The sequence below is a fragment of the Brevibacterium album DSM 18261 genome (genome assembly GCF_000426445.1).
Classification (GTDB): domain Bacteria; phylum Actinomycetota; class Actinomycetes; order Actinomycetales; family Brevibacteriaceae; genus Brevibacterium; species Brevibacterium album.
In genome coordinates this window covers 320,006-342,547 of record NZ_AUFJ01000011.1, presented here as the reverse complement: position 1 = coordinate 342,547, position 22,542 = coordinate 320,006, and the positions used below count along the sequence as shown (strand labels likewise).

Annotated in this window: 21 protein-coding genes; 7 read left to right on the top strand and 14 right to left on the bottom strand. The window is 71.3% G+C overall.

What is annotated here, in order from left to right:
- Nucleotide 1 precedes the first annotated feature (1 nt).
- Nucleotides 2-469 carry an Hsp20/alpha crystallin family protein gene (locus K318_RS20525; protein ID WP_035281178.1) on the bottom strand — a complete coding sequence of 156 codons (468 nt, stop codon included), beginning with the start codon at nucleotides 467-469 and terminating at the stop codon, nucleotides 2-4.
- A gap of 215 nt (nucleotides 470-684) precedes the next feature.
- Between K318_RS20525 and K318_RS0108945 the strand changes: the two genes are divergently transcribed.
- A complete protein-coding gene (locus K318_RS0108945; RefSeq protein ID WP_029089249.1) occupies nucleotides 685-1,140 on the top strand; it encodes a pyridoxamine 5'-phosphate oxidase family protein in 456 nt (151 codons plus the stop codon).
- Here K318_RS0108945 and K318_RS20520 read toward each other — a convergent pair.
- The 7 genes from K318_RS20520 to K318_RS0108910 form a co-directional block, all read right to left on the bottom strand.
- Nucleotides 1,109-2,347: a YbfB/YjiJ family MFS transporter gene (locus tag K318_RS20520; RefSeq protein WP_084499891.1), complete on the bottom strand. Its 1,239-nt coding sequence runs from the start codon at nucleotides 2,345-2,347 to the stop codon at nucleotides 1,109-1,111. The two genes, K318_RS0108945 and K318_RS20520, sit on opposite strands and share 32 nt — an antisense overlap.
- Nucleotides 2,344-3,393: an NAD(P)H-dependent flavin oxidoreductase gene (locus K318_RS0108935; RefSeq protein WP_035281176.1), complete on the bottom strand. Its 1,050-nt coding sequence runs from the start codon at nucleotides 3,391-3,393 to the stop codon at nucleotides 2,344-2,346. Before K318_RS0108935 ends, K318_RS20520 begins: the two co-directional genes overlap by 4 nt.
- A 203-nt stretch (nucleotides 3,394-3,596) precedes the next feature.
- Nucleotides 3,597-3,965, bottom strand: a complete 369-nt coding sequence (locus K318_RS0108930; RefSeq protein ID WP_029089247.1) for a type II toxin-antitoxin system VapC family toxin — start codon at nucleotides 3,963-3,965, stop codon at nucleotides 3,597-3,599.
- A 190-nt stretch (nucleotides 3,966-4,155) separates the two neighbouring features.
- Nucleotides 4,156-4,602 carry a transglycosylase family protein gene (locus tag K318_RS20515; RefSeq protein ID WP_035281173.1) on the bottom strand — a complete coding sequence of 149 codons (447 nt, stop codon included), beginning with the start codon at nucleotides 4,600-4,602 and terminating at the stop codon, nucleotides 4,156-4,158.
- 200 nt (nucleotides 4,603-4,802) lie between these two features.
- Complete coding sequence (locus tag K318_RS0108920; protein WP_029089246.1) at nucleotides 4,803-7,169, bottom strand: ATP-binding cassette domain-containing protein; 2,367 nt, start codon at nucleotides 7,167-7,169, stop codon at nucleotides 4,803-4,805.
- 59 nt (nucleotides 7,170-7,228) lie between these two features.
- Complete coding sequence (locus K318_RS0108915; protein WP_051297737.1) at nucleotides 7,229-8,377, bottom strand: DNA glycosylase AlkZ-like family protein; 1,149 nt, start codon at nucleotides 8,375-8,377, stop codon at nucleotides 7,229-7,231.
- A gap of 9 nt (nucleotides 8,378-8,386) precedes the next feature.
- On the bottom strand, nucleotides 8,387-8,740 hold the full coding sequence (locus K318_RS0108910; protein WP_029089244.1) for a hypothetical protein: 354 nt from the start codon (nucleotides 8,738-8,740) through the stop codon (nucleotides 8,387-8,389).
- 85 nt (nucleotides 8,741-8,825) lie between these two features.
- Between K318_RS0108910 and K318_RS0108905 the strand changes: the two genes are divergently transcribed.
- Entirely contained in the window at nucleotides 8,826-9,170 is a 345-nt protein-coding gene (locus tag K318_RS0108905) for an RNA polymerase-binding protein RbpA (RefSeq protein ID WP_029089243.1), read from the top strand.
- A gap of 57 nt (nucleotides 9,171-9,227) precedes the next feature.
- Here the strand turns inward: K318_RS0108905 and K318_RS0108900 are convergent, their stop codons facing one another.
- Nucleotides 9,228-9,983 (bottom strand): polyprenol monophosphomannose synthase, encoded by a 756-nt coding sequence (locus tag K318_RS0108900; RefSeq protein ID WP_029089242.1) that lies wholly within the window; start codon nucleotides 9,981-9,983, stop codon nucleotides 9,228-9,230.
- A 174-nt stretch (nucleotides 9,984-10,157) separates the two neighbouring features.
- Nucleotides 10,158-11,213, bottom strand: coding sequence for a hypothetical protein (locus K318_RS20510; RefSeq protein WP_051297736.1), 1,056 nt, complete (start codon nucleotides 11,211-11,213; stop codon nucleotides 10,158-10,160).
- 73 nt (nucleotides 11,214-11,286) lie between these two features.
- On the opposite strand from K318_RS20510, the gene K318_RS25820 reads away from it, so the two are divergent.
- Both K318_RS25820 and secA2 read left to right on the top strand, forming a co-directional pair.
- Nucleotides 11,287-12,981, top strand: a complete 1,695-nt coding sequence (locus tag K318_RS25820) for an exonuclease domain-containing protein (protein WP_051297735.1) — start codon at nucleotides 11,287-11,289, stop codon at nucleotides 12,979-12,981.
- A 36-nt stretch (nucleotides 12,982-13,017) separates the two neighbouring features.
- Nucleotides 13,018-15,306, top strand: a complete 2,289-nt coding sequence (secA2, locus tag K318_RS0108885; RefSeq protein WP_029089241.1) for an accessory Sec system translocase SecA2 — start codon at nucleotides 13,018-13,020, stop codon at nucleotides 15,304-15,306.
- 4 nt (nucleotides 15,307-15,310) lie between these two features.
- Here secA2 and K318_RS0108880 read toward each other — a convergent pair whose 3' ends face one another.
- A complete protein-coding gene (locus K318_RS0108880; protein WP_029089240.1) occupies nucleotides 15,311-15,787 on the bottom strand; it encodes an SRPBCC domain-containing protein in 477 nt (158 codons plus the stop codon).
- A gap of 124 nt (nucleotides 15,788-15,911) precedes the next feature.
- Here K318_RS0108880 and K318_RS0108875 point away from each other — a divergent pair, with 124 nt between their 5' ends.
- The 3 genes from K318_RS0108875 to K318_RS20495 all read left to right on the top strand — a co-directional run bounded on the left by K318_RS0108875 (nucleotide 15,912) and on the right by K318_RS20495 (nucleotide 18,446).
- Nucleotides 15,912-16,223 (top strand): ArsR/SmtB family transcription factor, encoded by a 312-nt coding sequence (locus K318_RS0108875; protein WP_029089239.1) that lies wholly within the window; start codon nucleotides 15,912-15,914, stop codon nucleotides 16,221-16,223.
- 182 nt (nucleotides 16,224-16,405) lie between these two features.
- Nucleotides 16,406-17,896 (top strand): hypothetical protein, encoded by a 1,491-nt coding sequence (locus K318_RS24970; RefSeq protein WP_029089238.1) that lies wholly within the window; start codon nucleotides 16,406-16,408, stop codon nucleotides 17,894-17,896.
- Nucleotides 17,874-18,446 (top strand): HNH endonuclease signature motif containing protein, encoded by a 573-nt coding sequence (locus K318_RS20495; RefSeq protein WP_169721454.1) that lies wholly within the window; start codon nucleotides 17,874-17,876, stop codon nucleotides 18,444-18,446. The genes K318_RS24970 and K318_RS20495 overlap by 23 nt, the downstream gene beginning before the upstream one ends.
- 271 nt (nucleotides 18,447-18,717) lie before the next feature.
- Here K318_RS20495 and K318_RS0108860 read toward each other — a convergent pair whose 3' ends face one another.
- From K318_RS0108860 to tatA, 3 genes are read right to left on the bottom strand one after another with little or no spacing between them, the layout of a single operon-like run.
- A complete protein-coding gene (locus K318_RS0108860) occupies nucleotides 18,718-21,396 on the bottom strand; it encodes a DEAD/DEAH box helicase (RefSeq protein WP_029089237.1) in 2,679 nt (892 codons plus the stop codon).
- A gap of 4 nt (nucleotides 21,397-21,400) precedes the next feature.
- A complete protein-coding gene (gene tatC / locus K318_RS0108855; protein WP_342664204.1) occupies nucleotides 21,401-22,216 on the bottom strand; it encodes a twin-arginine translocase subunit TatC in 816 nt (271 codons plus the stop codon).
- Between the two features lie 23 nt (nucleotides 22,217-22,239).
- Complete coding sequence (tatA, locus tag K318_RS20490) at nucleotides 22,240-22,527, bottom strand: Sec-independent protein translocase subunit TatA (RefSeq protein WP_035281167.1); 288 nt, start codon at nucleotides 22,525-22,527, stop codon at nucleotides 22,240-22,242.
- Nucleotides 22,528-22,542: the final 15 nt, after the last annotated feature.

Here is a 22,542-nt window from a genome sequence, read left to right as displayed (position 1 = left end):
CTCACTGCCCCTCGGCCGTCTCCTCGCGGGATGTGGTCTCGGAGGCGATGACGTTCGTCCCCGCCGCGCCGGAGTGGGCGACGGTGATCTTGCGGGGCTTCGCCTCATCGGCGACCGGGATAGTGAGCGTGAGGACGCCGTCGGAGTAGTCCGCGGCGATCTTGTCGACGGCGACTCGGTTGCCCAGGGTGAGCTGCCGGGCGAACGTGCCCGTGGGACGCTCGCGGGTCAGCCACTTGATGTCCGTGTCCGGGGCCGAGGCCGTCCGCTCCGCCCTGACCGTGAGGGTGCGATCCTCGACATCCACGTCGATGCTGGAGGCGTCGACGCCGGCCATGTCGATGCGGGCCACGAAGGTCTCGCCGTCGCGGTAGAGGTCCATCGGCAGGGCGATGGAGTTGGGGGTGCGGGTGACGTCCGTGAAGAAGCGGTCGATGTCGCGCAGGGGGTTGAAAGAGGTGCTGGCCATGAGGGGTCCTCCCTTTCCGTTCCGAGGTCACCGGCGAGACACCTGAGCGAGCTCGCCGCGTTTACATTGAGCCTAACGCACTCAACTGTCACCGCATTCCCATCGATCCTGAGATGTGCCTGAGACGATTCCGTGCAGAGACTGGGACTGCAGCACGGGCGTGCAGGGTGGCGGGAGAGGATGGAAGCGCAGAGCCTGACGAGAGGAGCGGGATCATGAGCGGGAACGATGCGATCGAGGTGCTCTCCGCGGACGCGTGCTGGACGCTGCTGCGCACCGCGGCGGTGGGGCGGCTGGCCGTCCTCGCGGAGGGCGGACCGGACATCTTCCCCGTCAACTACGTGGTCGACGGGGGCACGGTGGTCTTCCGCACGGGGGCCGGCGGCAAGCTCACGGCCGCGCTTGGCACCGCGCCGGTGGCGTTCGAGGCGGACGGTTCCGAGGGAGGGCGGGCGTGGAGCGTGGTGCTCAAGGGCCGCGCGGAGCAGGTGCGAGGCACCGAGGGCCTGCTCGACACCCTGGGGCTGCGCCTGCATCCCTGGCAGGCGGGGGAGAAAGGGCGGTTCGTGCGGATCGCACCGAGCGAGCTCAGCGGGCGGAGGTTCCCGGTGGCCGGTCCCGAGGCCTGGCGGACGGCGCTCAGTGAGGGTCCGCGCGCGGCCGAGGAGTGAGGCCGAGTGCGGCCAGCCCGGTTGCGAGCAGCAGCACGGCGCCGGCGACCGCGAACGCCGTCGCATAGCCCCCGCCGAGGACGGGGATGACGACGAGGGGCCCGAGCACCTGGCCCAGCCCGTAGGCGGCCGTGAGCTTCGCCGCCGAGCGCGGCACGCCCAGACGGGCGCCGATGCCGAGCGCCAGCATGGTGATGGGCACGAAGGTGCCCCCGAAGAGGAGGGCTGCGAGCACCGCCCATCCCGGCGCCGGTGTGAGGGCGGGGATGAGCGCCCCTGCGGTCTGCAGGGCGAGGGTGAGCACCAGCGCGGTGCGCAGGCCGGTGCGTGCGGCGCACAGCGACCAGAGGAACGGTGCCACGATGCCGGCGAGGCCGACTGCGAGCCACACGATGCTCCCTGCGACGAGCGCTCCGTCGCTCGCGGCGCCGGACGTTCCGAGTCCCGCCGGGTCTCCTGCGGCGACCGCGTCGACGAGGAAGGTGCCGATGATGATGTAGCCCAGCCCCTCGGCGAAGTAGAGGCACATGAGTGCGGTCCAGGACCGGCGTCGGAGTGCCGCGGGCAGCACTGCCGGGACCTCCTCGGCCGGCCTCGCCCGGTGGGTCGCGGCCGGCGGGGGAGTGAGCAGCAGGGGTACGAGGAGCGCGGTGCTGAGCGCCGCCGAGGCGATCCACAGCGCCTGCCAGCCGGTGTCCCCGCCCGCGATGAGAGTTCCCGCGCCGGTGAGCGCGATGCCGAGGCCCACCCCGCCGAAGCCGAGGCCCCGGGTGCGTGCCGCCTCGGCCGCCGGCACCGCGGGATCGCTCAGAATCGCCTGGATCCTGCTGGTGCACGCGATGAAGAGGACGGCGCTCGAGAAGCCCGCCGCGAGCCGCAGCGCGGACCACCCGAGGATGCTCGTGGTCCCGAGCATGAGTGCCTCGGAGGCGATGAGCAGGACCGCATTCAGCGCGACGAAGAGGCGCGAGCGGACGGCGTTCCGGCCCGCGAGCGCGAGAGCGCCCAGGAGGTAGCCGATGTAGTTGGCCGTCGCGATGAGGGCGCCGGTCTGCTCGGTCATGCCGGTCTGCCCGATCATGATCGGCAGGAGCGGGGTGAAGACGAAGCGGCCCACACCCATCGCGGCCGCGAGGCCGAGGGCGATGGTGACGGGGTGGGCACCGGCGGCGCGGAAGCGCGCGCCGGCCCCCGGGGAGGTCGTCATCGGGCGGCGAGCTCCGCGAGGATGGCCGCGGCCGGTGCCTCCGTGCAGGCCGCGAAGCCCGTGCCGGCCCACAGGTTGAGGTTCTCGGCGTCACCGGCGGCGTTCGCCTCCTTCCGCAGTCCCGCGGTGAGGAAGTGCAGCTGCGGGTAGAGCCGGGGTGCGGACGTCGAGTGCGCCGAGGCGAAGGCATTGCGCACGGTGCGCGCAGGCCGGCCGGAGAACGCCGCGGTCAGGACCGTCTCGCGATCCCGGAGTTCGAGCAGGGCGGCCCTGTGGGTCTTGCGCGTACCTGCCTCGGACGCCGTGAGGAAGCGGGTTCCCACCTGGACGGCGGTCGCGCCCGCGTCGAGGAGTGCGCGCACGTCCTCGGCGCTCGCGATGCCGCCGCCGGCGATGATCGGCAGCTGAGTGAGAGCCTTCGCAAGCCGGATGAGTTGCTGGGCATCTGGCGCCTGTTCGTCGCCCTCGGGGTCGGGATCATCCACACCGTCGACAGTGGCGCGATGACCTCCCGCATGAATGCCCTGGACGCCGATGGCATCGGCCCCGGACTCCGCGACGGCGCGGATGCCCGCCTTCGAGGTGGCATAGAGGATGACGGCCTTGCCCGCCTCGTGCAGCCGTTCGATATCGGCAGCACTCGGGTGGCCGAAGGTGAAGGAGACCGCTGCGACGGGGGAGGAGGCGAGCGGATCGAGCTTCTGCGCATAGGCGTCGTCCGTGGCCAGCGGCTCGTCGGGGAGGAACTCGGCCGGGTGTCCGGCCGCGAGCAGGCGCGCACGGTACTCCCGCCACTGCGCGCGCGTCTCCGGGGTGTCCGGCGACGGTGCGGCGGCGAAGACGTTGACACCGAAGGGGCGGTCGGTCAGCTCGGCCGTGCGGGCGATGTCGGCGGAGAGCTGCTCGGGACTGAGGTAACCGGCGGCGAGGAATCCGAGACCGCCGGCCTCGCACACCGCCGCGCAGAGCTCCGGTGTGGACGGCCCGCCGGCCATCGGGGCGAGCACGATGGGGGCCTCGAAGTCGATTCCTGCGATGTGCGGCATGCGCGGTCCTCTCGTCGCTGCGTGCTGTGTCTCCTGAGGAGTGCTGTGCGTCCCGAGGACGAGCCTACGTCCTGAATGTCGGTGGGACAGCGCGAGGGAGCGGGGGCGGACGGTCACGCAGACACTCAGTTAACATAATGTAGATTATCGGCGTATAGCACTGTGGCGCTCAGGGGTGCCAGAAGTCGAGCTCCTGGACGCATTCAGTCCGATGCGATGTCCGTGTGTGCGAAGTCCTCGCCCTTGTGCAGCAGCGGCGCTCCGAGATGCTGGGCGGCGGCATAGGAGAAGCAGTCGCCGAGGTTGAGCCGCGTCCGGCGCCGGCCCTTGCCGTAGCGCCGCCAGGCCCGGTGTGCGCGCTCGGCCATCGTCGGGGTCAGCGGAACCGGCTGGACTGAGAGTTCGGCGAGGAGCAGCTGCAGATCGCGGCGACCGTCGATGCCGGCCTTCCTCTCGGCGACGATCATCGCCTCGACCCACGTCGGCGTGCTGATGCAGAGTTCCGCCCTGCATTCGCCGAGGAAGCCGGTGAACAGCTCGGCCTCCGGCTCGGCGAAGATGATCGCACTCAGCGCCGAGGTTCTCCCCCAGTCCCGCGCCCTGCCTCAGGCGCGGCAGTGCGAGTGCGCGGTGCTCGGCCTGCACGCGAGCGTAGAGCTCCTGGACGAAGGCCTCCTTGGATTCGAAGCGATAGTAGGAGGAACGAGGACAGCCTTCTTTTTGAACGTGTTCAAAAAGAAGGCTGTCCGGTCATACGAGGGCTCAGCTGGCGCCGAGGCGGGGCTTGCCCTCATCCGCGGAGTCGTCCTTGGAATCGTCTCCGGAGTCACCCGAGCCGCTGCCGTCATCGGCGGCGCCGTTCTCCTTGGTCAGGCCGGCCTCCTCCCCGCAGGTGGGCCATGCTCCGGGGCCCTGCTCCTCGAGCGTGTTCTGCGCGATCCGGATCTGCTCGGTCCGGCTGGCCTCATGGGGCATCCCCTCGCCGCCGAAGGCCTCCCAGGTCTGCTGCGAGAACTGGAGTCCCCCGTAGTAGCCGTTGCCGGTGTTGATGTGCCAGTCCCCGCCGGACTCGCATTCGGCCACGCGGTCCCAGACCGAGCCGGACTCGGCCTGGGCCGGCCCCGCCGTGCCGAGCAGCGCGGTCGCCGCCACGGCGCCGGCCCCTCCCATGAGCGCGAGCGTGCGGATTCCGTTCGTGAGGGTCTTCATCCGGTCGTCCTCCCCGATGCGGGTGCATCTCCGGTTGCGGGCTGCGGCCTGGCCGTTACCAAGCCGTTATGCACGCTAGCGAAGACGGCTGCGGGCGCGAAAGCGATTTCGCGCCCGCAGCCGTGTGCGTTCCCGGCGAGCATCCTCCGCACGCCCTGACCGGACGGCGCTCGAACCTGCCGCAGTTCGTGCGAGACCGCTCAGGCGCCCACGTACTCCGCGAGGTGCCGTCCGGTCAGCGTCGACTCCCCTGCCCGGGCCTGCTCCACGAGCTGCGCGGGCGTCCCCTCGAACACGACCGACCCGCCGTCGTGCCCGGCGCCGGGTCCCACGTCGATGAGCCAGTCCGCATGGGCCATGACCGCCTGGTGGTGTTCGATCGCGATGACCGTCCGTCCGCCGTCCACGAGCCGGTCGAGCATTGCGAGCATCGCCTCGACATCGGCCAGGTGCAGCCCCGTCGTCGGCTCGTCGAGCACGTAGACCTCGCCCTCGCCGGCCATCTGCACGGCCAGTTTGAGCCGCTGGCGCTCGCCGCCGGAGAGTGTCGTGAGCGGCTGTCCGAGCGCGATGTAGCCGAGACCCACATCGACGAGACGGCGCAGGATCTTCGCGGCGGCCGGCACCTTCGAGCCGTCTGCGGAGAAGAACTCCAGAGCCTCGGCCGCCGGCATGAGCAGCACCTCGGAGATGTCCTTCTCCCCCAGCCGGTACTCGAGCACCTCCGCCTGGAACCGACGGCCCTCGCACACCTCGCAGACGACGGCGACCCCTGCCATCGTCGGCACATCGGAGTAGATGACTCCGGCGCCCTTGCAGATCGGGCACGCCCCCTCGGAATTGGGGCTGAACAGAGCCGGCTTGACGCCGTTGGCCTTCGCGAAGGCCTTCCTGACGGGTTCGAGCAGACCGGTGTAGGTCGCGGGGTTGGAACGGCGGGAGCCGCGGATCGCGGTCTGATCGACGACGACCACGCCCTCCCGTCCGGCCAGCGAGCCGTGCACCAGCGAGCTCTTGCCGGAGCCGGCCACGCCGGTGACGACCGTGAGCGTGCCGGTCGGAACGTCGACATCGACGTCCCGGAGGTTGTGCAGGTTCGCCCCGCGGATCTCCAGCGCCCCGCTGCGCTCCCGCACCTCGGGCTTGAGCCGCACCCGGTCGTGGAGGTGCCGGCCCGTGGGCGAGTCCGCCTGCGCCAGATCCTCCACGGAGCCGGTGAAGACGATCTCACCGCCGGCGGAGCCGGGCCCCGGGCCCAGATCCACCACGAGATCCGCGATCGCGATGGTCTCCGGCTTGTGCTCGACCACGAGGACGGTGTTTCCCTTGTCCCGGAGGCTCAGCAGGAGCGCATTCATCCGGTCGATGTCATGGGGGTGGAGGCCCGTGGTCGGCTCGTCGAAGACGTAGGTGACGTCCGTGAGCGGCGAGCCCAGGTGCCGCACCATCTTGATCCGCTGCGCCTCGCCGCCCGAGAGCGAACCCGAGGACCGCTCGAGGGACAGGTAGCCCAGACCCAGGTTCGTGAGCGCGTCGAGGAGATGGCCGAGCCCCGCGAGCAGGGGCGCATAGGCGGGCAGGTCGAGGCCGCGGACCCACTCGGCGAGATCGCTGATCTGCATGGCGCACGCGTCCGCGATCGAGATCCCGTCGATGAGCGAGGAGCGTGCCGCTTCGTTCAGCCGGGTCCCGCCGCACGACGGGCACTGCACATAGGTGAACGCGCGGTCGACGAAGGCGCGGATGTGCGGCTGCATCGATTCGCGGTCCTTCGTGAGCAGCGACTTCCGCAGGCGCGGGATGAGACCCTCGTACGTCGTGTTGATCCCGTTGAACTTCACCCTCACCGGGTCCCGGTGGAGGAAGTCGTGGAGCTGCTGCTCCGTGAACTCCGCGACCGGCCTGTCTCCCGGGTAGAAGCCCGATTCCGAATAGGCTCGCACCGACCAGCCGCCGGGCTTGTACCCCGGCACCGTGATCGCGCCCTCCTCGAGCGATTTCGTCTCGTCGTAGAACTGAGCAGGGTCCGCATCGTGGATGACGCCGAGCCCCTCGCAGCGCACGCACATGCCGCCCTGCGCGCTGAACTCCCGCCGCTCCTTCTTCGTGCTCCCGTCGGCCTGCTCGAGCGTGACGGCGCCGGCGCCGGAGACGGAGGCGAGGTTGAAGGAGAACGCGTTCGCCGGGCCCACGTGGGGGCTGCCTGCCTTCGAGAACAGGATGCGCAGCATCGCGTTCGCATCCGTCGCGGTGCCGACCGTGGAGCGCGGGTTGGAGCCCATCCGCTCCTGATCCACGACGATCGCGGTCGTGAGTCCCTCGAGGAGGTCCACATCCGGCCGCTGCGGGGACGGCATGAAGCCCTGGACGAACGAGCTGTAGGTCTCGTTGACGAGTCGCCGCGACTCGGCGGCGATGGTGTCGAACACGAGCGAGCTCTTGCCGGAGCCGGAGAGGCCGGTGAACACCGTCAGCCGCCGCTTCGGCAGGTCGATGTCCACCTCCCTGAGGTTGTTCTCCCGCGCCCCCCGGACGCTGATGGTCGAATGCGTGTCGGCAGGGTGCACGAGGGTCCTCCTGGGGCAGGTGCGGGAGCGGGCGCTGCCGGCCGGGCACGGCGCGCGGGTCAGGGACGAGTGTAGGGGAATGCCGCGAACAGCCTCTCGAACCGCGCGCGCTGCGCGGGCGTGAGAGGTGCGAGTGCGTCGAGCACGAGCTTCCGCCGTCCGGCGGCTCCGGTGCGCGTCCAGGTGCCGACCAGCCGGGCACCGCGGAAGGCGCCGCGCTTGAACACCCCGTTGTTGCCCGGCACGAGCGCCGTGTGCTGTTCGGCGGTCATGAGGAAGAGCCGGTCGGGATAGCCGAGGACCAGCTCGTCGAAGCCCGGGAGAAGGAGCTCCGCGAGAGCCTGTCGCGGTGCCGCCGCATGCTCCTCGAGGAGTCCGGGCCGCAGCAGCGCGGGCTCCTCCCCCGGCAGTCCGCAGGCGGCGGGCTCTGCGGTCTCGAGATCGTCCGCGATGAGCGGCAGGGCCTTCCTGACCTGCCCCAGGGGAAGCTTCGTCCACCAGGCGAAGTCCCGCAGCGTCGCAGGGCCGTGCGAGACGAGGTAGCGGCGGAGCAGCTCTGCCGTCGCCGCCGTGGGATCGCCGCCGAAGCGCTCCCCGAGGCTCGATCCCGCAGGCAGCCAGCTCTCGGCGTGGACGAGGGCGGTCTCCTCCTCACGCCACGGCCCGTACGCCGCCGCACCGGTCGAGATGAGGTGCGTGAGCAGGTGATAGCCTCGCCCGCCGCCCGTGTCCAGGCCCGCCCGCTCCCATTCCGCGAACACCTCCGCACGCAGCACTCCCCGTCCGCTCCCCGGTGCCGAGGCCGGCGTCGCGATCCGCTCGAAGGCCTCGCGCGCGCAGGTCACATGTTGCTCCTCGAGCCCCAGCTGCGGCCTGCGCTTCCGCGCGGCGCGTACGGGCCCCGCGGAGCACAGCTCGGTCATCCACCGCAGATCCTCGGCGGCGACGGCGAAGACGGTGCCGCGCATGGGGTATCCGCGCACGAGGGCGCCGGAGGAGAAGGCCTCCGCGACCTCGGCGAGCCCGGCCGCGGGGTCACGGGGCCGGGCTCGCAGCGCGAGGGAGGCCATCACCCCCGGCAGGTCCTGTGCCTGGTGCGCCCCGAAGGCCTGGGCGACCTCGGCGACGGGGCGGTCCGGCGCTGTGCGCAGCAGCCCCTGGGCACGGATGCGCAGACGCGCGGCGGTGCTCACATCGAGTGCGCTCACGTCCCGCGCTCAGGAGCGGAGCAGGCGCCGCGCTCCGCGGGCGCCCGCGTGCACCGTCGCCCGTGCGGTGGCCACCGCACGGTCCGTCCGCTCGCTGCGGCGGGGGACCCTCTCCCCCGCGGCGCCGAGCAGATCGTCGAGGCGCTCCTCGGCCCGGTCGACCGCACCGCCGGGCGCCGCCGCTCTCCGTGCTCCGGTGCGCGCGCTCTGCGCTGCGGCGCCGGCGACCAGCCTCGCAGTGCGTCCGGCGGTGGAGGCCGTGCGGCCGGCCGACTGCGCGGCCCTGCGCAGCCGCCTGCCCGTGGTCCACTCGACCTTCTCGTAGACGTCGTCGGGCTCGATGGGCTCGCGTGCGCTGGTCATGGCTCCATGCTAGGGGAATGTCGTGCGGGGGTACACTGTTGTGTTCGGTGTAGGACTCTCCCCAACCTGAAGAGATGAGTGACAGATGAGCGAACGCAGCCTCCGCGGCACGCAGCTGGGCTCCCGCAGCCTCGAGTCCGAGCAGGGTGTCGAGCCGGCTCCCCGCCAGCTGATCGAGTACAAGTGCGAGGACGGCCACAGGTTCACCGTCCCGTTCTCCGTCGAGGCGGATGTGCCGAGCCAGTGGGACTCCGGCACCCACGGGATCGGCACCCGCGTGGACGGCGGAGAGACCGAGGAGGAAGAGGCCAAGCCCGTCCGCACCCACTGGGACATGCTGCTCGAGCGCCGCTCCTTCGAGGAGCTCCAGGTCCTCCTCGACGAGCGGCTCGAGTTCCGCCGCTCCGGGGGGATGACGAAGGGCCACTGAGCGGCCCGCGCCCGCAGCCCGCGCACGCCCCGCCACTGTGCGGGGCGTGCGTCGTTCTCAGGCGGCGTCTCGGGCCCGGGTGCCGGGCAGCAGGGAGCGCAGCTGCCGGCCGCGGCGCTCGGCTCCCCAGCGCGCCACGCGCGCGAGCGCCTCGACGATGATGTCGCCGTCCATCTTGGAATGGCCGAGCTCGCGCTCGATGAATGCGGTCGGCACCTCGACGATCGTGCGCCCCGAGGCGAGCACCCGGCGCGTCATGTCGATCTGGAAGCAGTAGCCGGCCGACTGCACGCCGCTGAGGTCGAGGGCCTCGAGCGTTCCGCGGCGGAAGGCGCGGAATCCCGCCGTCGCGTCCGCGACGCCCAGGCCGATGACGGCATTGGCGTAGGCGTTCGCGGCCCGGGAGAGCAGGTGGCGGCGCAGCGGCCAGTTGACGATGGCCCCGCCCGGGATCCAGCGCGAGCCGATCGCGAGGTCGGCCCCCTCCTCCACCGCGCGCAGCAGGAGCGGGAGGTCGCGTCCGCGGTGCGAGCCGTCCGCGTCCATCTCGCAGATGACCTCCCAATCGCCGTCGAGCGCCCAGGCGAATCCGGCCAGATAGGCCGCGCCCAGCCCGCCCTTCTCCTCGTTGTGGAGCACATGGATCCGGGGATCCTCCGCTGCCCGGGCGTCGGCGTACTCCCCCGTGCCGTCCGGCGAGCCGTCGTCCACGACGAGGACATGGGCCTCCGGCGTCCATTCGAACAGCCGGTCCAGCGTGCGCGGGAGCGATTCGATCTCGTTGTACGTGGGGATCACGACCAGTGTCTTCATCGCGGTCACTCTAGCCGAAATCGCCCACCGCGCCGGGCGGAAGCAGTCGGCGGCGGGGCCTTCGGGCCGCACAGGGCCAGCAGTATGCCGGTGTCAGCACTGTGCCAGTGCCATGCGTTGTCTAATGGCCCCGCCGCCGGAACCGGGCCCCGGAGTACGAGGCGCGGAACGAATCTACCGAGCCGTAAGGGCGGAGGGCAACCGCTCGCCGTCCGCCCAGACCTCGCGGGGCACCGGCAGGGGGGAGGCCCCGGACAGGTCGGGCAGGCCGGCGGTTCCGGAACGGGGGTCCGTGCTCCAGGCGGCGAGGCGCTCATCGGCGACCTGTACCACGAGCTCGCCCGCCTGCCAGCGGACCGCGGTCGCTCGCGCGCCGGGTGCGAGCACCCCGCCCTCGAAGCTGCCGACGGCGCGGAAGGCGAACCTCGTGGCGGCGTTGAAGGCCGCGCGGGCGGAGATGCCGGACTCGGTGCGGAACACCGCCGCGCCCAGCGTCTCCCAGGGTCGCACGGCCTCCGTCCCCGCAGCGGGGTCGAGGGCGAAGCTCAGCTGCGCTCCGGCGCTCATGAGGGCTGCGAGCGGCTGGGAGCGGGCGGCCGGATCGAGTGTGATGCCCACCCCGGCCGCGGCCAGGCCCGCGATGTGGCGCTCCTCCACCGCGCATCGGACGAGGATCCGCCACAGGCCGCGCTGCGCCCGCGTGCGGACCTCGGGTTCGGTGAGCGCTGCGCACACGGAGTCGAGCTCTGCGACGTCCTCGACGACGATGAACAGGGAGCCGCTGTGTGCGAGGAGGTCCGGCGTGAGTTCTGGGGCGCGCACCGCGGTTCCGGCGCGCCCCGCACCCTCTGCGTCCTGCTCGTCTCCGCCCGCGGCCCGGCCCGGCCCCGTGAACGGGTAGGAGAGGACCGTGAGAGCTCCGGGCGCATCCTCCCGGAAGGCGGCGAGATCCCCGGCGGGGCCCAGCACATGGACGGTGGTGACACCGGCGGCCAGGAGCGCGGCCGGAGCGGGAGAGGCGGCGCCGGCCCCCAGCAGCAGACCGGCGTGGACGAAGCCGGGAGTGAGGAAATCGCCGGCGAGGTCGACCTGCTCGCCGGGCATGGTCGCGGCGGCCTCGTCCTCGCCCACCCAGGAGACGAGCGGGCCCGCGAAGGCGATGGCGGTGGCGAAGGGATCGACGCTGGAGTAGACGTCTCCCCCATGGAAGACAGCAGTGGAATCGGTCATCCCGGAATTGTCCCATGCGGGTGGTGCGCAGCGGGCCGGGGCGCTCGCAGGACGGGCGAGATAGGCTCCTGGGGTGACCACTCCGCTTCTGGTGCTCGACACCCCCACGCTGTACTACCGGGCCTACCACGGTCTGCCGGACACCATCCGCTCGCCGCACGGCCGGCCGGTGCACGCCGCCAAGGGTCTGCTCGATGCGCTCACGCAGCTCACGGAGCAGTGGGCCTCGCGACGGATCGTCGCTGTCATGGACGCGGACTGGCGGCCGGACTTCCGCACCGGGCTGCTGCCCTCCTACAAAGCCCACCGGGTCACGGATGAGGCGCGGGGCACGGAGACCCCGCCGGACCTCGAGATCCAGCTGCCCGTGATCTTCGACGCACTCGCCGCCCTCGGCATCCCCATCGCCGAGGTTCCCGGGACGGAGGCCGACGATGTGATCGCCTCCATCGTCCACCAGTGCGCGCACGAGGACATCGTCGTGGTGAGCTCCGACCGCGATCTGCTGGCCCTGCTGCGTCCGGACCGGCGGGTGCGGATCCACCGTCCGCGCAACGGCGGGCTCTGGGAGACGACCTCGGCCGCGGACCTGCCCGGGCTCTTCCAGGTCTCGACGGGCACGGAGTACCGCGCGCTGGCCGCCCTGCGCGGCGACCCTTCAGACGGCATCCCGGGGGCGCCCGGGATCGGGGACAAGACCGCCGCCAAGCTCATCGCCGGCTGGGGCGGACTCGAGGAGGTCCTCGCCGCCGCGGCGCGGGGCGAGAAGGACCACGGGCTCTCCCCCAAGCGGCGCGAGGCGCTCGTCGAACACGCCGAGGCGATCCGCGCCGGGCACCGCGTCATGGAGGGTCTGCACGACCTGCCGGTCGGGGAGTTCGTCGCCGGTGCCGGAGCCGCGCCCGACGCCGAACGGGCCGCACGCCTCGCGACCGAGCAGGGGCTCGAGCGCTCGATGGCGCGCGTCCTGGCCGCTCTCAGGGGAGAGAGCGCTCCGCGCTCAGCCCCGGACGTCCGCGCCGCTCCCCCGGAAGATGGGGCGGCTCCCGCTCCCGTGCCCCCGGCGCCTCCCGGTTGGGCCTCCCGCTTCGTCGCCTTCGACCTCGAGACGACCGGTGTGGATCCGCACTCCGCCCGGATCGTCTCGGCCTCCCTCGTGCCCTTCGCCGAGGGGCGCGAGCAGGCCTCGCACGACTGGCTCGTCGATCCCGGCGTCGAGATACCCGAGGCGGCTCAGCGGGTCCACGGCATCACGACCGAGCGCGTGCGCGCGGACGGGGTGCCGACGGTGCGCGCCGTGCCGGAGCTGCTGGCCGCGATCCGCTCCCTGGGGCAGTCGGGGACGCCGCTCGTGGGGCACAACATCGTCTACGACCTCACCGTCCTCGCCGCCGAGGCCGTCCGGCTGGGGATGCTCCCCTCCCCCGGTGCACTCCTCGACCTCCTGCCGCCGGTCCTCGACACGCTCGTGCTCGACAAGCAGCACGAGCGCTTCCGGCGCGGACCGCGCACGCTCACGGCGCTGTGCGAGCACTACGGGATCGCACTCACCGAGGCGCACGACGCCCGTGCCGATGCCCGTGCGGCCGGTCTCATCGCGCTCGCACTCGCCGGTGCCTCGGCCGAGCTGGCGGGGACACCGGCGGAAGCCCTGCACGCACGGCAGATCGACTGGAAGCGGGAGCAGTCGGCAGGCCTGCAGGAGTGGCTGCGGCGGAAGCGCCCGGACGCGGTGGTCTCCGGCGACTGGCCGCTGGAAGCGCGGTGAGCGCGCACGCGGGCGGTCCTGCATAGACTGCACCCCATGGGAATTCTCACACGACTCCTCAACCGACCCGGCTCGCAGGCGGACAGGCGCGTAGGGCGGTTCACCCGCTCCGGCGCGGAGCTGGAGAGACTGGCCGAGGAGTGCGCGGAGCTCGATGGCGCGGAGCTCACCGCGCGCGCCCGCGAGGCCTTCGCCTCCGGGAGCGCGGACGAACAGCTCCTGCGCTATGCCGCGCTCGCGCGGGAGGCCGCCGAGCGGGGTCTGGGCGAACGCCCCTACGACACGCAGCTCACGGGCCTCGCGGGTCTGCTCGACGGCACGGTCGTGCAGATGCTCACGGGTGAGGGCAAGACCCTCGTGGGTGCACTGGCGGCGGCCGGCTACGCGCTGCAGGGCCGCCGGGTGCACGTCGTGAGCGTCAACGACTACCTCGCCGTCCGCGACCGGGACTGGATGGCCCCGGTGTTCGAGCTGCTGGGCGTGAGCGCGGCCTCGGTGTCCGGCTCCGATCCCGAGGAGGAGCGGCGGCGGGCCTATGAGGCCGAGGTGGTCTACGGCTCGGTCTCGGAGATCGGCTTCGACGTCCTCCGTGACCGCTTCCGGCTGCCCGGCGAGGAGATGCGGATCCCCGAGCGCGATGTCCTCATCGTCGACGAGGCGGATTCCGTGCTCATCGACGAGGCCCGTGTGCCCCTCGTGCTCGCCGGCTCCACGGAGAAGGAGGATGCCGATCGCGCGATCGCCCGCCTCGTGGCCGAGCTGGACCCCGAGGAGCACATCGAGATCGCCGAGGACCGCCGCTCCGTGTCGCTGACATCGGCCGGGATCGATCGGGTCGAGGAGGTGCTGGGGGCCGATCTCTACGGTGAGGACGCACAGACGCTCGCCGCCGTGAACATCGCCCTCTACGCGCGCACGCTCGTCCACCGCGACGTGGACTACATCGTGGTCGACGGTGCGGTGAAGCTCATCGACGCGGCGCGCGGACGGATCGCCGAGCTGCAGCGCTGGCCCGACGGCCTGCAGGCCGCAGTCGAGGCCAAGGAGAGCCTCGAGACCTCCGTGAGCGGCGAGATCCTCGATCAGATGACCGTCGAGGAGCTCGTCCACTCCTACGAACGGGTCTGCGGTATGACCGGCACGGCGCTGGCGGTGGGCGACGACCTGCGGGAGTTCTACGGCCTGGAGATCGTGCCGGTGGATCCGCACGAGCCGGTGATCCGCGTGGACGAGCCGGATCGCCTCTACACCTTCCAGGAGTCCAAGGAGCGGGCGATCGTCGAGGAGGTCGCCGCCGCGCACGCCGATGACCGCCCGGTGCTCGTGGGCACGCGCTCCGTCGCGGAGAGCGAATCGCTCGCCGCGCGCCTGCGCGAGCGCGGGATCGAGTGCGAAGTGCTCAACGCCAAGGACGACAGCCGCGAGGCGGAGATCATCGCGCGGGCCGGTCAGGCCCGTGCCGTGACGGTGTCCACCCAGATGGCCGGCCGGGGCACGGACATCCGGCTCGGCGCGGACGACGACGAGGGAGCGGCCGTCGTCGCTGAGACCGGGGGCCTGCTGGTGATCGGAGCGGGCCGCTACGAGTCCTCGCGGCTGGACGATCAGCTGCGCGGGCGCGCCGGCCGGCAGGGCGACCCCGGCACCTCGGTGTTCTTCACGAGCCTCGAGGACGACCTCATGACCCGTGTGCCCGAGGCCCAGCGCTTCGTCGAGGAGGGCGATGAGACCGGCCTCATCACATCCAAGCGCGCGGCTGCGCTCGTGGAGCACGCGCAGCGGGTCGCCGAGGGCGAGAACACCGCGGTCCACCGCGACACGTGGAGGTTCAACGAGCTCATGGCCAAACAGCGCCAGCTCGTGCTCGCGCGCCGCGAGGAGATCCGCACGGGTGCCCGCGGGGTCGAGGAGCTGCGCGAGATGCTCGGAGCCGAGCGCGTCGGGGAGATCGAGGAGGCGCATTCGCCCGAGGTGCTCGATGAGGCGATCCGCGACGTCCTGCTGTTCCGCATCGACGAGCGCTGGGTGGAGCACCTGGCCTTCCTCAACGACCTGCGCGAGGGCATCCACCTCCGCACACTCGCGAGGGAGAAGCCGCACGAGGCCTTCAACACCGAGTCCATCGAGGCCTTCGCCACGTTCTGGGACGATGTGCTCGCCGCCGCCAGCGATGTGCTGGAGGAGGCGGAGTTCACGGCCGATGGCGTGGACCTGCCCGCGCACGGGCTCAAGCGGCCGTCCTCGACGTGGACCTACCTCACGACCGAGAACGTGTTCGGCTCCGACATCGAGAACGTCGTGAAGCGGGTCCGCCGGAGGGCATGAGGCGTCAGCGGTAGAAGCCCTCGCGCAGGTTGATGCCGTGCTCCAGCCATGTCTTGAGCGCGGCGAGCATCCCCGTCCAGCCCTCGCAGTTGCCGAAGGCCGCTCGCGCTCCGGCCTCGGTGGCCTGCCACGAGGTCTCCGTGATGGTGACGAGAGTGCGTGCGTCGTCCTCGAGCGGCTCGAACTCGAAGACCACGCGCGTGTCGGCGCCCTCCCCCGCCGTCTCCTCGCCCTCCCAGGCGATGACGAGACGGTGGGGCGGCTGTGCCTCGAGCACCGCGACGGGAAAACGTCCGGGGAAATCGGCGAAGTCCCACGTGACCTCGCCTCCGGGTTCGAGGCGTCCCCGCGCCCCGCCGGTCGTGAAATAGCGCGAGAGCTGCTCCGGGTCCGCCACGGCCTCGAAGACCTGGGCGCACGGCTTGGCGATCCGTCCGGAGACGGTGAAGGACAGTTCGGTGAGAGGGGTTTCCGCATTCATGTTATATTTTTACAACATGATTTCCCGGAGCACAAGGGCTTCTGCGCAGAAGTGCCGCGCGGGAGTGCCGCGCGGGAGTGCCGCGCGGGAGTGCCGCGGACCGGAAGGAGGCAGCGGGACGGGCATGGCCGAGGACGATGACGACCTGGTGTTCAAGGCGCTGGCCTCACCCCTCCGCAGACGGATGCTCGACGCCCTGCGGGAGAGCTCTCTCACGACGGGAGCCCTGTGCGCCCGGCTGCCTGAGGTCGATCGCACCACGGTCCTCCAGCACCTGCGGGTGCTCGAGCGCGCAGGGCTCGTGACCGGGCGGAAGATCGGGCGCGAGCGGCACCTCGCGCTCGCTCCGCTGCCGATCAGGCGCATCCACGACCGCTGGATCAGTGCGTACATGGGTGCGGCCGTGGGCCTGCTCGACGACCTCGGCGCGGAGTAGTCACCCCGGCTCAGTCCGCTCGCGTCGAAGTTGTGTCCGTGCTCCACGGTAGATTCGGCCTACATAGCTCAATGATGAGGATTCGGGGATGACCTTCGTCTTTGCAGAGCACGGAAGAGCCGCTTTCGCGAAGCGCGGAAGAACTCCTTTCTGCGAAGCGCGGGTGTGAGGGGGTGAGCACGATGGAGAGCTCAGGATGCGGCGGTGCGGACACGCTGCGGCCGCGGCGGGGAACGCGGGCTCATCGCGAGCATGCCGCGGCACGCCGTGAGGCAGCGGAGCGCGAGATGCGGCTCGGCGGCTGCGAGGAGTTCGAGACCGTCGCGCTGGTGACCGCCCATGACGTCTGCGAATACCTGGCCCGCGGCAGCAGCCATAGTCCCGCAGGAGAGCACGACCGGCCGGCACGGCTCCCGCTGTTCGGGCGTCAGCCCGGTGAGCTGCCGACGGGAGACACCTGGCGAATGGTCGAGGAGCGGCAGAGCGGAGCGGCGACGGCACACTCAGCGACGGCGATCGATCCGCGCGCCGTCTCCGCTGCGATGCAGGAGACCGCGCATGCGCTCGACCGCCTCGGCGCCCTGCACCTCATCTGCCTGGCTGAGACGGCCCTCGCCGTCCTCGTCGCCGAAGAGGGCCCCGAGGCACTCGAAGCGCTGCTGACCTCCCACGGGACGCACTCCGCGAAGGAGATCATCAGGACGCACCTGCCCGCCGCCGTCGTCAGGGCCGTCATCGTCGACGAGGATCTCACGAAAGGGCAGGCGCACCGCCGGCTCACCGAGGCGCGCTGGCTCGACCGGGACACCGCAGAGCGCGCCGGGAACGGGCATCGCATGCTCGATGCGTCCCAGGAGACCTTCGTCCGGCACGTGCGCAGGCAGACGGAGCGCTGCGCACCGGAGGACGTACGTGCGAAGTCCGTCCATGCGCTGCGGCGCGTCACGTATGAGCGTATGAGCTCGGGGAGGGCATTCCTCACACTGGAGGGACCGGCGCCGGTGCTGGAGCCCTATCACATGCGGCTGCAGGCGACGGCACGCGCGGTGCGGTCAGGTGCCGTCGCGGCCCTCGTGCCGCGCACGGGCGAGGGAGCGGGTTCGAGCGGTGCCGACAGCACCGAGGCTGTCATCGTCGATGAGCGCACCCTCGACCAGCTCATGTTCGACCTGGCCGCCCTTGCGGCCCCAGCCACACATGTCCCGCTGGGATCCCCGAACGCGGTGGCAGCGCCGGTGGATGCACGCCCGGCGAGCAGCCGGCCTGCCGCGAGCGATGCCTGTGCCGCAAGCACCGGCCCGTCCCACTTCGCACTGGAGAAGCGCAGATTCCGTCTGCCCGATCCCACAGGCGGCGCCCCCATCGAGACGCTCGCCACGGTCAGCATCCCGCTGGCCGGACACCGGGTGAGAGCGGGAACTCCGACCGCGGACGATGCGGTGGTCGCGGACGGGGACCGCCGGCGAGCCCCACCGCAGCTCGCGGGGGCGCACGGCGTTCGGCGCTGCGGCGCTGAACGCATCAGCACTGAGCGCACCAGCGCCGAGCACATCAGCACTGAGCGCATCGGCATCGGGTGCGCCTGCGCTGGATGCGCCCGTGCCGTCCTGCGAGACGGACGACAGTGCACCGCCGCCGCCCCTCCTGCGCGTGCAGTGCCCCACGGAGGGTGACTGGCTGGCGCAGCAGGCCTCCGTCGCGGTGACGGTGCCGATCCTCGACCTGCTCGATCCGAGCGCGGACCTCCCCGCCGACCTCGCGGGCACCGCTCCCCTGCCCGCGGCCGCGGCGCGGCTCATCGCCTCGACGCAGTCGGTGCTCTGCCGGCTGCTCACCGATCCCGTGACCGGCACCGTCATCGACGAGGCTGCACGGACGTATCGGGTGCCCGGCGGGATCCGCCGAACGGTCGCCGCCAAGCACAAGCAGTGCGCCGCTCCCGGGTGCACTCGCAACGCTGCGAGGTGCGAAGCGGATCACATCGTCACCTTCGACCACCTGCTGCCGGAGCGCGGCGGGCTCACGGTGCCGGAGAACATCCAGCCGCTGTGCCGCACCTGTCATCAGCTTAAGACCCTGGGCATCCTGACCGTCAGGAGGGATGCCGGCGGCACCTTCCTATGGAACGCGCCGCTGGGGCGCGAGGCGGTCACCCTGGCGGACCCGAACATCATCGAGGTCGAAGCCGCACACCGGCTGGCCGCACGCGTGAGCGAGGCGTAGGCGGCAGAGGGGAGGCCTCCGGCCGGAGCGCCTGAGGACTCGGCCGAGTCCGATGGCTCGTGCCGCCGTGAACGCAGCACGAGCGGGAGCGTGGGGCCGGGCTTCCGAACAGCCCGCAGCCACCGGAACGACGAACGGACCCCGCGCCTGGTCACAGGCGGAGGCGCCCCCGCTCTGATGGGGACAGCCGCTCTCCCCCGCTCCTCGCAAGCCAGGTCAGCACAAGCCCGCTCGCCCCGCCTCAAACCGCGACGGTTCAGTCAACCCAGGCTCAGTCAGCGACGACGCCGCGGCGGATCGCGGCGGCGGCACGGCGGACGCGGGCGGCGGTCTCCGGCTTCGCGACGTCCGCGATCTGGCCGAGGACGTCAAGGGTCTGCTTCGCCCAGCGCACGAAATCGCCTGCGGCGATCCCCGAGCCGCGCAGCGCGGTGTCGAGCGAGGCCCCCTCCGTCCATGCGAAGACGCAGCGCGCGATGCCGAAGTCCGGCTCCGGGGTCTCGGCCAGCCTGGCCTGCGTCTCGAGCTCCGTCACGGTCCGCCAGAGCCCGTGCACTTCGAGCACCGCGGCGTCGAGGGCCGCAGTGGGCATGCGCGGCAGGCCGAAGGTGCCGTCCTGACGTGCCGTGTACACGAGGCCGGAGGCCAGGGCTGCGAGCTCCGGCTCCGTGAGCCCGTCCATCACCCCGCCGCGGACGGCCAGCGCAGTCACGAGATCGCGTTCGCCGTAGATGCGGCGCAGCACCCGGCTGTCGGGGAGGAAGCCCAGCGAGGTGAGCACATCGCACACGCGCTCGAAGACCTTCGCGATGGACGCCGTGCGGCCCTCGATCTTCGCTCGCAGCGCGGCGGTCTCGGCCTCCAGCCTGTCCGCGCGCTCGGCCCACCGCGCGTGGTCCTCGCGGTCCGGGCAGCTGTGGCAGGGGTGCGCACGGATCGCGGCCTGCAGCTCGTCGACCCGGGCGCTGTCCTGGCGCGGGCCCTTCGACGCGGACCGCGCCCTCGCCATCGCCTCCGTCGGATCGTCGAGCCGGCCCTCCTCGATCGCTTCGATGAGCGCGTCCCCGAGCTGCCGCCGCTGCTGCACCACCCGGTGATTGAACTTCTTGGGGAAGCGGATGCGCCCCAGCTTCACCGCAGCCTCCGTCACCTCGTGCGGGCGCAGGTGCCACACACGGCCCGATTCGGTGAGGATGCTCGGCAGGCGCGTCTCCGCGTCCCGGTTCTGCATGGGAGAGATGACGACGCCGGCGCCCAGCGACCGCTTGGAGGGCAGGACGATCACATCTCCGACCCGCAGCAGGCCGAGCGATTCGATCACCTCCCGCTGCTTCGCACGGGTTCGGGTCCGCCGGGCCCTCTTCTCCTCCGCCGACACCGCCCGGCGCAGACCGTGGTACTCCGCGAAGTCACCGCGCTCGCATCGCATCGACTCCCGATAGCCCGCGATGGCGCCCTCGTTCTTCCTGAGCTTGCGGGCGAGTCCGACGACCCCCTGATCCGCCTGGAACTGCGCGAACGACGTCTCCAGCACCCGGCCGGCGTCCTCGCGGCTCATCCGGGCGAGCAGGTTGGCCGCCATGTTGTATGTGGGCGTGAAGCGGCTGCGCAGGGCGTAGGTGCGCTTCGAGGCCAGGGCGGCGATGTCCGCGACGTCGATCGAGGGATGCCACACCACGAGCGCATGGCCCTCCGTGTCGATCCCCCGGCGCCCGGCGCGGCCCGTGAGCTGCGTGTACTCCCCCGGCGTGACCTGCACGTGCGCCTCGCCGTTGAACTTCGTGAGCTTCTCGAGCACGACGGTGCGCGCGGGCATGTTCACCCCCAGCGCGAGCGTCTCCGTGGCGAACACCGCACGCAGGCAGCCGTCCGCGAAGAGGTCCTCGACGACCTCCTTGAACTGAGGGATCATCCCCGCGTGATGCGCGGCGAAGCCGTGCAGGAGACCCGTCGAGAAGCTGCCGTAGCCCAGCACGCCGAGGTCCTCCCGCGGCATCTGGTCGAGCAGCGCGTCGAGCCGGGCGTGGATCCGCCGCTTCTCCTCCTCGCTCGTGAGGTCGATTCCCGCGGCAAGCATCTGCTCGACCGCTTCGTCGCAGCCGTTCCGCGAGAAGATGAAGAAGATGGCGGGCAGCAGCGACTGCGAGCCGAGCTCACGCAGGATCTCCAGCCGCGAGGTTCGCCGCATGCGCAGGCGGCCGGGTGCACCGCCCCTCCCGCGGCCCCGGCGGCCCCCGCCTCCGGCAGCGCGCTCCAGCTGCCGGATCGCACGCACGAGGTCCGGGTCCAGGCTGCCGTTCGCGCCGCCGCTCCCGGCGGAGCCGTTCCCGGCCCGGAACAGGCGGTGGATGTCCCCGTCGACCATGACGTGGCTGTGCAGCGGCACCGGACGGTGCTCGGTGACGACGACGTCGAGATGCCCGCGGACCTCGCGCAGCCAGGCGCCGAACTCCTCGGCATTGGACACCGTCGCGGACAGGCCCACGATCCGCACGTGCGCGGGCAGATGGATGATGACCTCTTCCCAGACGGGCCCGCGGAAGCGGTCGCCCAGGTAGTGCACCTCGTCGAGCACCACGAAGCCGAGGTCCGCGAGCGGCTCGCCGGAGTAGAGCATGTTGCGCAGGACCTCGGTCGTCATGACGACGATCGGGGCCTCGCGGTTGATGGTCGTGTCCCCGGTGAGCAGGCCCACCTGCGCGGGGCCGTACTCGGCTGCGAGATCCTGGTACTTCTGGTTGCTCAGCGCCTTGATGGGAGCGGTGTAGAAGACCTTGACCCCCCGGGCGCGCGCGAGCGCCACCGCGAACTGTGCGACAACGGTCTTCCCCGCCCCCGTGGGCGCGCACACGAGGACGGAGCGGCCCGCCTCGAGACTGCCGCACGCCTCCACCTGGAAGGCATCGAGCTCGAAGCCCAGGGCAGTCCGGAAGTCCCTGAGGACGGTCATGGTCTCACTCCTCCTCGTCGTCCTCGTCGACCCACAGCCCTTCCGCGATGAGCTTCCGCTTCCGCCGGCGGTCGCCCAGGAGGCAGATGACCCAGGCGAGGAAGAACAGCAGGAGCATGGGGACCGCGAGGAAGAACATGGACATGGCATCGGGTGCGGGGGTCGCGATCGCGGCGAACACGAACACGATGAGCACCACGATCCGCCAGGACTTCCGGATGCGGCCGGCGCTCAGCACGCCCACCATGTTGAGCCCCACCATGAGGACCGGCAGCACGAACGCACAGCCGAAGACCACCGTGATGATCATGACGAATGTGAGATAGTCCTGGGCTGGGATGATGTTGGTGGCGCCGGTGGGGGTGAAGGAGGACAGCGCCTTGACGGCATTGGGCATGGCGAAGAAGGCCAGCGAGGCGCCCACGATGAAGAGCGGGATCGCCGTGGACATGAAGCCCAGGCTGTACCACTTCTCCTTCTTGGTGAGGCCGGGCATGACGAAGGCCCACACCTGGTAGAGCCAGAAAGGGGCGGCGAGCATGATGCCGATGAACAGCGACACCTTGATCTTCATGTCGAAGGGCGAGGCGATGCCGGCGTAGTTGAGCTCCGCGATGCGCCCCTCCTGAGACGCGATCTGCTCGACGGGCGACTGCAGGATCTGCAGCACCGGATCGTAGAGGAACCAGCCCGCGACCGCCGCGAGCGCGACGACGATCACCGAGGCGAAAACGCGGTTGCGCAGCTCGATGAGATGTCCGCCCAGGGACATCCTCTTCTCCGGGTTCGAGCGTCGCCCGCCCGTTCTGTCCTTCTTCACCACCTGTCAGACTTCGCTCGTGCTCACCGGTCCTTGCGAGTCTCGTCCTCGGTGCGCGGCTCAGCAGCGCGTTCCGAGGCACCGGTCACGTCGTCGACGGTGGGTGCCGAGGACGTGCGGTCGATCCGCTTGGCGGGGCGCTCGTCCTCGTCGAACTCGTCCTTGCGGTCGCCGCGGAGGTCCTCGACCTCGGACTTGAAGACCTTCATGGACTTGCCGATGCTCCTGGCGATGCTCGGCAGCTTGGGAGCTCCGAAGATCAGCAGGACGACGACGATGAGGATGATGAAGTGAACAGGCTGGGGTCGCATTCGGGCTCCTTGGAC

What these genes read in the sequence shown, in the direction of transcription:
- K318_RS0108935 (WP_035281176.1), bottom strand. Translation starts at nt 3,393, where the DNA reads ATGCCGCACATCGCAGGAATCGACTTCGAGGCCCCCATCGTGCTCGCC.
- K318_RS0108910 (WP_029089244.1), bottom strand. Translation starts at nt 8,740, where the DNA reads ATGACCAGCGCACGCGAGCCCATCGAGCCCGACGACGTCTACGAGAAG.
- K318_RS24970 (WP_029089238.1), top strand. Translation starts at nt 16,406, where the DNA reads ATGGAGAGCTCAGGATGCGGCGGTGCGGACACGCTGCGGCCGCGGCGG.
- K318_RS0108875 (WP_029089239.1), top strand. Translation starts at nt 15,912, where the DNA reads ATGGCCGAGGACGATGACGACCTGGTGTTCAAGGCGCTGGCCTCACCC.
- tatA (WP_035281167.1), bottom strand. Translation starts at nt 22,527, where the DNA reads ATGCGACCCCAGCCTGTTCACTTCATCATCCTCATCGTCGTCGTCCTG.
- K318_RS0108900 (WP_029089242.1), bottom strand. Translation starts at nt 9,983, where the DNA reads ATGAAGACACTGGTCGTGATCCCCACGTACAACGAGATCGAATCGCTC.
- K318_RS20520 (WP_084499891.1), bottom strand. Translation starts at nt 2,347, where the DNA reads ATGACGACCTCCCCGGGGGCCGGCGCGCGCTTCCGCGCCGCCGGTGCC.
- secA2 (WP_029089241.1), top strand. Translation starts at nt 13,018, where the DNA reads ATGGGAATTCTCACACGACTCCTCAACCGACCCGGCTCGCAGGCGGAC.
- K318_RS20510 (WP_051297736.1), bottom strand. Translation starts at nt 11,213, where the DNA reads ATGACCGATTCCACTGCTGTCTTCCATGGGGGAGACGTCTACTCCAGC.
- K318_RS0108860 (WP_029089237.1), bottom strand. Translation starts at nt 21,396, where the DNA reads ATGACCGTCCTCAGGGACTTCCGGACTGCCCTGGGCTTCGAGCTCGAT.
- K318_RS20525 (WP_035281178.1), bottom strand. Translation starts at nt 469, where the DNA reads ATGGCCAGCACCTCTTTCAACCCCCTGCGCGACATCGACCGCTTCTTC.
- K318_RS20515 (WP_035281173.1), bottom strand. Translation starts at nt 4,602, where the DNA reads ATGAAGACCCTCACGAACGGAATCCGCACGCTCGCGCTCATGGGAGGG.
- K318_RS0108945 (WP_029089249.1), top strand. Translation starts at nt 685, where the DNA reads ATGAGCGGGAACGATGCGATCGAGGTGCTCTCCGCGGACGCGTGCTGG.
- K318_RS0108905 (WP_029089243.1), top strand. Translation starts at nt 8,826, where the DNA reads ATGAGCGAACGCAGCCTCCGCGGCACGCAGCTGGGCTCCCGCAGCCTC.
- K318_RS0108880 (WP_029089240.1), bottom strand. Translation starts at nt 15,787, where the DNA reads ATGAATGCGGAAACCCCTCTCACCGAACTGTCCTTCACCGTCTCCGGA.